We start from the raw sequence: 10,561 nt of genomic DNA, 5'->3' as shown, positions 1-10,561 counted from the left end.
ATTAACATGATAGCGTGAGGGGGAATTGAACCCCCGACCTCTGGGTTATGAATCCAACGCTCTAACCAACTGAGCTATCACGCATCATATCAATAATAATGAAAAATAATGAAACAAGCATCGAGAACTTCTTGTGTAATAAAGTTAATATATTTTTATTTGATATATAATCAAATCAACATTTCTTACATAAAATATTATGATTTTTGATTTAAGTAATTATAGGAAAATTTATAAAAAAAATTCTTTGATAGAAACAGAGGTCCCTTTAGATCCTTTCAAATTATTTCATAAATGGTTTCAAGAAGAAAAAAATATTCATAAAGTCAACGAAGAATATAATGCTATGTCGATTTCAACTATAGGAGAAGATGGAGTTCCTGAAACAAGGATAGTTTTGCTGAAAATGTATTCTGAAGAGGGATTTATTTTTTATACAAATTATCGGAGCCTTAAAGGTAGATCCATTCAAAAAAGACCAAAAGTATGTATATCTTTCTATTGGCCAAATACAGAAAGGCAAATTCTCATTAAAGGAAATGTGATGAAATTATCAAAAAATCAATCAGATGAATATTTTTCTAAAAGACCTATAGAAAATCAAGTAGGATGTTGGGCTTCTAAACAAAGTACTGTTGTTTTATCTAAACAACATTTATTGATTCAATATCGAAAGTGGAGTTCTTTCTTTAAAAAAAATATAATAAAACGTCCTTTTGATTGGGGGGGATATATCGTAAAACCCTATAAAATGGAGTTTTGGCAAGGACAACCGAATCGACTTCATGATAGATTGGTTTACAGTTTAACTAAAACTAATAAATGGAATCTGTATAGATTATCTCCCTGACTAAAAAGGAAGAAAAAAATAGAAGATAAAGTAGTGTAGCACTTTTATCTTCTATGGAAAAAATAAAATTACAAATTTGTTAATTCTGCGCCTATTTTGAATTTAGCGACCTTTTTTCCTGGAATGAAAATTTTTTTTCCTGTTCTAGGATTAACCCCATTTCTTGGATTTCTTTCTACAACAGAAAAGGTACCAAATCCAACTAAGGTAACCTTATTTCCTTTTTTTAGGGATTCAATAACCGTTTCAATAAATGCATCCGTAACGTTTTTTGCTTTTATTTTCGTCATCCCTGTTTTTTCAGCTATTGAATTCACCAATTCTGTTTTGTTCATGAAATATATATTGAATTAACTATAAAACATTTATTTACTCAGATAACAAATATAAAAGATTTATTATGGATAAAACGCCTTATGTAGTAAAAAAAAATACTTGTTATCGAACAAAAAGATTTTTTCTTATTTGTATTCCGTTAATTAAGTTTTTTATATTCATTTTTTTTTTCCCTTCTATTTGTCCTTCAATCACAGATATAAATCCTTCTTTTACAGAAATTTTCATTTCACAGGAAGAAAGGATGACTAATCCAATTGGAAAATTGTGTACTTTTCGTATTTTTTTTACAAAGAAAATTTTGAATCTTACAAATTTATTTTTATGAAAAAATAATGTTGTCCATGCTGATGGATGAGGACTAAGTCCTCTTATCTTATTATAAATAAAATCTATAGAATTTTCCTTCCAATGAATTTTACAATCTATAGGAGATATTTTTGGGGCATATTTTAATAAGGAAGAACTTATGATTTTTTGCGGAATAGGTTTAATTTTTTTTTGTAAAATTCCTTCTAATGTTTTTCTAACTATAGATCCACTAATCTTTTTTAATTTATCTTCAAGTTCTCCAGCCGTTTCATCTTTTTTTACCTCTACTTCTTTTTGCAAAAGAATATTTCCAGAATCTACTTGATTAGAAATAAAAAAAGTAGTTAATCCAGTTTTTTTTTCTCCATTGAGAATAACCCAATTTATAGGGGCAGCTCCTTTATATTGAGGAAGAAGTGAGGCATGTAAATTAAAAGTCCCCATTTTTGGATAAGACCAAATTTCTATAGGTAAAATTCTAAAAGAAACAACAATTTGTATATCTGCTTTCCACATTGTAAAATTTCTCAAAAAAGAATAATCCAAAAGATTTTTTGGTTGTAAAAGAGGAATATGATTTTCTAAAGCATATTCTTTGATAGGAAAAGAATTTTTTTTTTTAAAAAATGGAGGATCAGGAGTCGTGATTATTCCTACAATATTATATTTTCGAGTATATAATTCTTTCAAAGAGAAGAAAGAAAAAGGAGTAGAACCTATAAATACAATTCTAGGAAATTTTTTCATCTTATATATGTTTAAAATAATATCAAATTATTTGTAATTTAAATACACTAATTTTATCTTGTATGTGAAAAAGTTTATTGATTTTTGAAAATCAAATAAATGTCATTTCTTTGCAAAAAAATTTTTGGGATTTTTTTAATATAATTCATATATGTATTGGACTTTAGAATTAGCTTCTCATTTAGAAGATGCCCCTTGGCCAGCAACAAAAGAGGAATTAATTGATTTTGCTATTCGCACTGGCGCTCCATTAGAAGTCGTGGAAAATCTTCAACAATTAGAAAATGGAGAAGGAGAAGTTTTTGAATCCATAGAAGATATATGGGCGGATTATCCACGTGATGACGAAGATTTTTATTGGAATAGAGATGAATATGAACTTTAATTATCTGTTTATATTTTAATCATAGTATTTAATGAGTTTTTTTAAAAAAATATTAAAAAATTTATTGGGAAATAAAAATGAGAGAGATCTTCAAGAAGTAAAAAAATTCATCATTCATATAAAAGAAGAAGAAAAAAAAATATCTTTTTTACCAGATGATGAATTAAGGAATAGCACTAAAAAATTTAAAGAGATCATAAAAGAGGCTACAAAAAAATTTTATGAAAAGGAAAAATATTTCATTAAAAAAATAAAGGAAAAATCTTATTCTATAAGTACTTTAGAGGAAATTTACTTGAAAATAGAAAAACTGCGAGAAGAATGTTACAATACGGAAAAAGAAGTCTTGATGAATCTTTTATCCAAAGCTTTTGCAGTTATTAAGGAAACAGCTAAACGTTTTAAAGAAAAAAAGCAACTTATAGTCAAGTCTACTCTTTTTGACAAGGAATTGTCAAAAAAAAAATCTTATGTTTTATTGCAAAATGATAAGGCGATCTGGAAGAATAAATGGGACGCATATGGAAAATCTATCATATGGGATATGGTTCATTATGATGTTCAATTAATGGGAGGAGTAGTTTTACATCAAGGAAAAATAGCGGAAATGGCAACTGGAGAAGGAAAAACATTTGTGGCTACTTTATCTGCTTATTTAAATGCTCTATCTGGAAGGGGAGTTCACATTGTTACAGTAAACAATTATTTATCTAAAAGAGATGCTAATTGGATGGCTCCTTTAATGGAATTTCATGGATTAAGAGTGGATTGTATTGATAATTATCCATCTTCTAATGGATATATGCGTAAAAAAGCTTACCAAGCGGATATTACTTATGGAACTAATAATGAATTTGGTTTTGATTATTTACGTGATAATATGGCTTGTTCTAAAGAAGAATTAGTTCAAAGGGATTTGAATTATGCTATTATAGATGAAATTGATTCTGTTTTAATAGATGAAGCACGTACTCCTTTAGTGATATCAGGACCAGTTCACCCTCATAAAGATAATAAAGAGGAATTTAAATTATTAAAGGATAAAGTAGAAAAAATTGTTAATCAACAAAATATAGAAATTACAAAATTTTTTCAAGAATCTAAAAATTTAATTAAATCTGGAGAAAAAAAATTAGGTGGTTTTAAACTTTTTCAGGCTTACCGTGGTTTACCAAAAAAAAAATCATTGATTAAATTCTTAAGTGAAGATAAAATACGTTTGCTTTTACAAAAAGTGGAAAGTCAATATTTACAAGATAATGGTAGAGATATGCATAAAGTAGATCAAGATCTTTATTTTGTCATTGATGAAAAAAATAATACTGTAGAATTAACAGATAAAGGAATTGAATTTCTATCTAAAAATGTAGAAGATGTAGGTTTTTTTGTCTTACCTGATATTAATGTGGAAATTACTGAATTAGAAAAAGAAAATCACTCAAAAGAGAAAGAAACAAAAGAAAAAGAAAATCTTTTAAAAAATTTTACTGTCAAATTACAACGTATACATACTGTTAATCAACTTCTTAAAGCTTATACGTTATTTGAAAGAGATATAGATTATGTAGTTATGGATGGAAAAGTGAAAATTGTGGATGAACAAACTGGTCGGATTATGGAAGGAAGACGTTATTCAGATGGTCTTCACCAAGCTATTGAAGCTAAAGAAAAAGTAAAAATAGAATCTTCTAGTCAAACTTTTGCTACCATAACTTTACAAAATTATTTTAGAATGTATAAAAAAATTTCTGGAATGACTGGAACTGCAGAAACAGAAGCTGGAGAATTTTGGCATATCTATAAATTAGACGTAGTAGTCATTCCTACACATAAAACTATGCAAAGACAGGATTTACAAGATCTAGTTTTCAAAACAAAACGTGAAAAGTATAACGCAATTATAGAAAAAATTATTCATTTATCTAAATATGAACAACGTCCTGTTCTTGTTGGAACCACATCTGTTGAAGTTTCTGAATTTCTTAGCAGAGCTTTAAAATTTAGGAAAATAGCACATAATGTTTTAAATGCTAAATTACATGATAAAGAAGCGGAAATTATAGAGAAAGCAGGACTCCCTGGATCAGTCACTATAGCAACCAATATGGCAGGAAGAGGGACGGATATAAAGCTTTCGAATGAAGTCGTAAAATATGGAGGTTTAGCTGTTTTAGGTACGGAAAGACATGATTCTAGAAGGGTAGATAATCAATTAAGAGGACGTTCTGGACGTCAAGGGGATCCAGGCTCTTCTCAGTTTTATGTATCGCTAGAAGATAATTTAATTCGTTTATTTCTTGATTCAGAAAGACTTTCTAAATTAATGGATCGTTTCGGACATAAAGAAGGAGATATTATTCAACATCCTTTATTAACAAAATCTATAGAAAGAGCACAAAAAAAAATAGAAGATAATAACTTTAGTATACGTAAACGTTTGCTAGATTATGATGATGTTATTAATAAACAGCGAGAATTTATTTATAAAAAACGTAGAAATGCTTTATGTGGAGAAGAGTTAAGTTTAGATATTTCTAATATGATCTATGTTTTATTAGACAATATGATATTGTTGAACAAATCTTTGAATGATTTTAAAAATTTGGAATATGAATTCATTCAAACTTTTGGACTTGTATTTCCTATAAAAGAGAGTGAATTTTTTTCTTATAAAGAACGTGATTGTATCAATTATCTTCATGATCTTATTATAGATTTTTATGAGAAAAAAAAAGAAAGAATAGCTTTTAAAGAAATTATTCCTGTTATATCTCATATAATAGAGAAGGACGAAACTGATTATCAAATTCAGGTTATGTTTACGGATGGAATCAACAATATTAGTTCTGTATCAAGCTTAAAAGAAATTTATGATAGTCGTGGATTATCATTGTTCTCTATATTTGAAAAAAAAACTATATTGTGTTTTTTAGATGAAAAATGGAAAGAACATTTACGAGAAATGGATAGTTTGCGATATTCAGTGCAAAATGCAGTTTTTGAACAAAAAGATCCTCTGATTGTTTATAAGCAAAATGCTTTTAATTTATTTCAAGAAAGAGTTTATGAAATTAACAAACAGGTAATTTCTTTTTTGCTGAAGTCTATTATAATGAAAAGTGATATTTTATGTATTCCAAATCATCCTAGAATGATAGATCCTTTTTTGAAAGGAAAAAATGGGAAAAAATTAGGAAGAAATAATAGAATTAATATCCGTCATCTAATTACAGGAGAAACTAAAAACATAAAATTTAAACAAGTGGATTTTTTTTTAGAAAAGGGAGAATGGATCATAGAAGACGATCTTTTTTAGAATACGATTGTGTTAACTAACCATAAAACGTATATTCTTTATTATAGTTTTTATCATAGTTATTTGTTATCTAGGAATTAGTTTATGGGCTATAAGAAAAAGCTATGATAATATTGAAAAAATTCCATATAATACATTTGGAGTCGTTTTAGGTACTTCTAAGTATTTGCATGGAGGGGGATTAAATGCTTATTTTAAATATAGGATAGATGCCGCTTGTTTTCTGTTTTATCAGAAAAAAATTCGTTATATTATCGTAAGTGGAGATAATAGAGAAAAGAATTATAATGAACCAAAAATGATGAAAAAAGAATTAATAAGTAAGGGAATCCCCGATTATTTTATATATGAAGATTTTTCTGGAATCAGCACTATACATTCTGTATTAAGAGTCTATAAAGTTTTTAATCAAAAAAAGTTTACTATAATTTCTCAAAGATTTCATAATGAAAGAGCCATATTCATTGGAAATTGTTTCGGTTTAGATGTCATAGGTTTTAACGCTAAAAGTCTCTCTTTTGATTGTAAAACACAATTTAGAGAAATCTTAGCTAGAATCAAAGCTATATGGGATATTTTTTTATCTTTAAAATCAAGAAAGATAGGATAAATATTTTTTCAAAATTTTTGCATTTTTAGATTTTTGAGTATTTATTTCTAGTAGACAAGGAACATCCGATTTATTCCAAAAAATATTTAAACTCTTTTTCAAAGAGAATTTATTGGATATTCTTTCATATTTCCAATTATGCATTTCACAAATTTTTTCTGCAGTAAAAAGATGTTTTGTTTCAAAAAAATTGAATATTTTTTCAGGAATTTTATATTCTGAAATAGATCTAAAAATACTACCTCCTCCATTGTTAATAAGTATAAGTCGAAAATTATTTGGAATATAATTATTCCATAAGGCATTACTATCGTAAAAAAAACTTATGTCTCCGATAATTAAAGTTACCTTTTTTTTGCTACTAACCGCATAACCTATCGCAGTAGAAACACTTCCTTCTATCCCAGAAGTTCCTCTATTACAATAAGATTTTATGGAGGGGTTTTTTTTCTCAAAAAGTTGATAATATCTTATTATCGTGCTATTTCCTAATTGTAAAACTGAATGATTAGGAATAGATTTGAATATGCAAAATAAAACTTTGAGATCTGAAAAACTTTTCTCCTTTTTTAAAAAAGAGTCATTCTTTTTTCTTCTACATTTTTTCAATTTTTCCCATTTATATCGATAATCCGATGATTTTAAACTTTCTAAACTGTAAAAATGAAATATTTTGAAAAAAAATTCTGGTTCTATAGGCCAATAGGTGGTTAGTCTATAATAGGTATCTGGGTAATTATTTACATCATTATTTTCTCCTATGTGCCAATGATACTTAGGAGGTTTTTTTCTTAAAAAATACTTTATTTTTTTGGATATAATATTTCCACCAATAGTTAATAAAATGTGAGGTTTTAAATTTATCCATTCAGTATCTTTCATACTGAAAAGTAGTTGATCTATACAGGAGAAAAAAAATTTTCCGTACACATGAGATGTAGTTTCCGTGAAAATAACTATGGAAGGATCTTTACTTAATTTATTTAAAATTTTTTCTAATTTTTTTCCTGTATTATTATATAAACCTAGCAAAATCATTTTTTTTTTAGATTTTTTCCATATCTGTTTTTCTTTTTGATAATATTTAGGTTTTTCAATACAATTTTTTACAGGAAAAGTATTGATAATTTTAGGTTTTACGTGTAAAAATTCAGTGGTTTCATAAAGAGGTTCTGAAAATGGAATATTAATATGTATCGGTTTTTTTTTTTCGATACATTTATTAATAGATTCATTGATTAATCTTTCATTATACCATAATCCTAATTTTGATTCATCTTCTGTTAATTGAATAGATAATTCTACATGGTTTTGAAAAATATTTTCTTGATGAATGGTTTGTCCTTCTAGAATATTTATAATTTCTTTAGGACGATCTGCTGTAAGAAAAATAAGTGGAATATTTTGATAAAAAGCTTCTGTCACTGAAGGATAATAATTAACAACAGCAGATCCAGAAGTACAACTAAGAACTACTGGATTCTTTATTTTTTGAGCTATTCCTAAAGCAAAAAAACCTGCACAACGTTCATCTACAATACTATAAGTTTTAAAGTCTTTATGTTGTGTGAAGTGAATAATTATTGGAGCGTTTCTAGAACCTGGAGAGATTATTATATGAAATATGGATTTAGCTTTTAGGATTTCTCCTAAACTTTGTACAATCTTTTTATTTGAGTACATTTAAATTAAATTAGTCCTCCATTAACATTTAAAACAGATCCAGTTATGTAATTGGATAAATCCGAGGCTAGAAATAGAGTACAGTTAGCCACATCTTGAGGAATTCCCGGTCTTTTTAATGGAATATTCTTTATCCAATTTTCTTTTGTTTTTTGAGAAAAAAAAGAATTCATTTTCGTAGAAATATATCCAGGAGCAATGGCATTACAACGTATGTTTTTTTTTCCTAATTCCTTAGCTATAGATTTAGTAAAACCAATAATTCCAGCTTTGGATGTCGCATAATTAGTTTGTCCAGAGTTTCCTGTTATTCCTATAACGGAACTCATATTAATGATGCTTCCATTTTTTTGTTTGATCATAGGAAATATGACATATTTAGTCAGATGAAAAACAGAATAAATATTAGTACGAATAACTGTATCCCAATTTTTTTCAGACATTCTAAATAAAAAATTATCTCTTATAATTCCAGCATTATTGACTAATATATCTATACTTCCAAATTTGTCTATAACTCTTTGAACAAAGGTTTTAGAAGAATTTAAATCTTTTAGGTCTATTTCGTAAGCTTCTGCAGAATTTTCTAATTCTTTCACTAATTTTTTAGCGTTTTTTTTTGATGAAAAGTATGTAAAAATAACATAGGCTCCATGTTTTACAAATGTTTTCACTATAGATTTTCCTATATCTCCTGAACCACCTGTAACTATGGCTATTTTTCCATCTAGAAGTTTCATATTTTCTTTTTTTTTCTAATCTTATCTACCAATTGAAGTACAAGATCTAACTGTTTTTCAACATTAAGAAATGTATTATCTATTTCTACGGAATCTATAGGTTTTTGAAGTGGAGAAACTTTACGAGAAATGTCCATCATATCTCTATGAAAAATGTTTCTTCGTATTTCTTCATAAGAAACTTTTTTTCCTTTTTTTTGAAAATCTTGATATCTTCTATGAGCGCGAACATTTATAGATCCTTTCATAAATATTTTTAATTCTGAATGAGGAAAAATTCTATACCCCATGTCTCTTCCTTCCATAATAACCCCTTTTTGATTCCCAAATTTTTTTTGGATTTCTGATAATTTTTCCCGAATTTCTGGAATTCTTGCGATGAAACTGACTTTATCTGTCACTTCTATTGACTTAATTTCAGATTGAACGTTTTCTTGATTTAAAAAAATTTCTGTCTGATTCAATTTTTTATTCCATTTAAATTGGAAATTTATATTATTCAAAATAGGTATAAAATTTTTGACATTCCATAAATCACTGTTGAAAATTTTTTTTCTAATAGCTAACAAAGTAATACTTCTATACATAGCTCCAGTATCTATATGGGAGTATGATAATTTCTTAGAAAGCGCTTGAGATAAAGTACTTTTTCCAGAAGAAGAATATCCATCTATAGTTATGATCATTTTTTGATTCATGATTGATAAGTTATTAATTCATATTTGTATGACAATAGTTTATAATAAAGTTTAACGACTAAAAAATCTGTAGAAAATTCTCGTTCATTTGGTAAAAGTTCTACAATATCAAAACCTATAATTTTTTTCTTTTGAAAAACCATTTTCAAAAATTTTAAAGTTGTGTACCAAGATAAACCTCCTGGTTCTGGAGTTCCTGTAGAAGGCGCTATGCTTGGATCAAGAACATCTATATCTATGCTTAAAAATACATTTTCAGATAGTCTTTTAATAGCTTTTTTCATCCATAAATCATTTTGATAAATTTCATGAAAATAAAAGATGTTCCCATTTTGGATGTACGATTTTTCTGAAATATCCATACTTCGAATTCCTATCTGTATTACAGGATATTTTGTAGAGGCTTCATGCATAGAACATGCATGATTATAAGGATCTCCATTATAGATAGGACGTAAATCTGCATGTGCATCCATATGAAGAATACTCATATTAGTATATTTTTCTCCAAAAGCTCTGATACTTCCTATGGAAATGGAATGTTCTCCACCAATGAAAGTAATAAATTTTTCTTTTAAAAGATACTTTTTAGTAACATTATAAACTTTTTTTACCATTTCTCTGGAAGAAATTGAAGAATTTACAAAAGGGTTAACAAGAAAAATTCCTCTTTTGTATACTTCAGAATTAGTTTCTATATCATATAATTCCATATGTTCTGAGGCATCTAAAAAAGCTTTAGGTCCTTTTTTAGATCCTTTTTTCCATGTCCCTGTATAATCGTATGGAACAGGAATAAGGATTATTTGAGATGTTTTAAGAGTTGCATATTTTATAGGAATTTTTGCGAATGTTTTTTTTTTCATAATATTTTTATTAATCAC

The 10,561-nt window shown here is 27.1% G+C and carries 10 protein-coding genes and 1 tRNA gene; 4 read left to right on the top strand and 7 right to left on the bottom strand.

Annotation, left to right across the window (positions count from 1 at the left end):
- Positions 1 to 10: 10 nt before the first annotated feature.
- Positions 11 to 84: transfer RNA gene (locus tag H0H45_RS02950), tRNA-Met, on the bottom strand.
- Positions 85 to 199: 115 nt separating this feature from the next.
- Between H0H45_RS02950 and pdxH the strand changes: the two genes are divergently transcribed.
- On the top strand, positions 200 to 850 hold the full coding sequence (pdxH, locus tag H0H45_RS02945) for a pyridoxamine 5'-phosphate oxidase (RefSeq protein ID WP_185866565.1): 651 nt from the start codon (positions 200 to 202) through the stop codon (positions 848 to 850).
- Between the two features lie 68 nt (positions 851 to 918).
- Here the strand turns inward: pdxH and H0H45_RS02940 are convergent, their stop codons facing one another.
- A complete protein-coding gene (locus H0H45_RS02940; protein WP_185866564.1) occupies positions 919 to 1,185 on the bottom strand; it encodes an HU family DNA-binding protein in 267 nt (88 codons plus the stop codon).
- Between the two features lie 103 nt (positions 1,186 to 1,288).
- On the bottom strand, positions 1,289 to 2,245 hold the full coding sequence (fmt, locus tag H0H45_RS02935; RefSeq protein WP_185866563.1) for a methionyl-tRNA formyltransferase: 957 nt from the start codon (positions 2,243 to 2,245) through the stop codon (positions 1,289 to 1,291).
- Between the two features lie 151 nt (positions 2,246 to 2,396).
- Between fmt and H0H45_RS02930 the strand changes: the two genes are divergently transcribed.
- The 3 genes from H0H45_RS02930 to H0H45_RS02920 all read left to right on the top strand — a co-directional run bounded on the left by H0H45_RS02930 (position 2,397) and on the right by H0H45_RS02920 (position 6,556).
- The gene (locus tag H0H45_RS02930) at positions 2,397 to 2,630 is read left to right on the top strand and encodes a DUF2795 domain-containing protein (RefSeq protein ID WP_012821710.1); all 234 of its coding nucleotides are present in this window, start codon (positions 2,397 to 2,399) and stop codon (positions 2,628 to 2,630) included.
- Positions 2,631 to 2,661: 31 nt separating this feature from the next.
- Complete coding sequence (gene secA, locus H0H45_RS02925) at positions 2,662 to 5,946, top strand: preprotein translocase subunit SecA (RefSeq protein WP_185866562.1); 3,285 nt, start codon at positions 2,662 to 2,664, stop codon at positions 5,944 to 5,946.
- Positions 5,947 to 6,112: 166 nt separating this feature from the next.
- The gene (locus H0H45_RS02920) at positions 6,113 to 6,556 is read left to right on the top strand and encodes a SanA/YdcF family protein (RefSeq protein WP_238785208.1); all 444 of its coding nucleotides are present in this window, start codon (positions 6,113 to 6,115) and stop codon (positions 6,554 to 6,556) included.
- Here the strand turns inward: H0H45_RS02920 and menD are convergent.
- From menD to speB, 4 genes are read right to left on the bottom strand one after another with little or no spacing between them, the layout of a single operon-like run.
- Positions 6,539 to 8,239 carry a 2-succinyl-5-enolpyruvyl-6-hydroxy-3-cyclohexene-1-carboxylic-acid synthase gene (gene menD, locus H0H45_RS02915; RefSeq protein WP_185866561.1) on the bottom strand — a complete coding sequence of 567 codons (1,701 nt, stop codon included), beginning with the start codon at positions 8,237 to 8,239 and terminating at the stop codon, positions 6,539 to 6,541. The genes H0H45_RS02920 and menD overlap by 18 nt on opposite strands.
- A 5-nt stretch (positions 8,240 to 8,244) precedes the next feature.
- Entirely contained in the window at positions 8,245 to 8,979 is a 735-nt protein-coding gene (gene fabG, locus H0H45_RS02910; protein ID WP_185866560.1) for a 3-oxoacyl-[acyl-carrier-protein] reductase, read from the bottom strand.
- Positions 8,976 to 9,677, bottom strand: a complete 702-nt coding sequence (cmk, locus tag H0H45_RS02905) for a (d)CMP kinase (protein ID WP_185866559.1) — start codon at positions 9,675 to 9,677, stop codon at positions 8,976 to 8,978. The genes fabG and cmk overlap by 4 nt, the downstream gene beginning before the upstream one ends.
- On the bottom strand, positions 9,674 to 10,543 hold the full coding sequence (speB, locus tag H0H45_RS02900; protein WP_185866558.1) for an agmatinase: 870 nt from the start codon (positions 10,541 to 10,543) through the stop codon (positions 9,674 to 9,676). The genes cmk and speB overlap by 4 nt, the downstream gene beginning before the upstream one ends.
- Between the last annotated feature and the right edge of the window lie 18 nt (positions 10,544 to 10,561).

It is taken from the genome of Blattabacterium cuenoti (assembly GCF_014252095.1).
GTDB classification, from domain to species: domain Bacteria; phylum Bacteroidota; class Bacteroidia; order Flavobacteriales; family Blattabacteriaceae; genus Blattabacterium; species Blattabacterium cuenoti_F.
The sequence above is the reverse complement of the archived record's forward strand: the minus strand, read 5'-3'. Positions and strand labels throughout refer to the sequence as shown.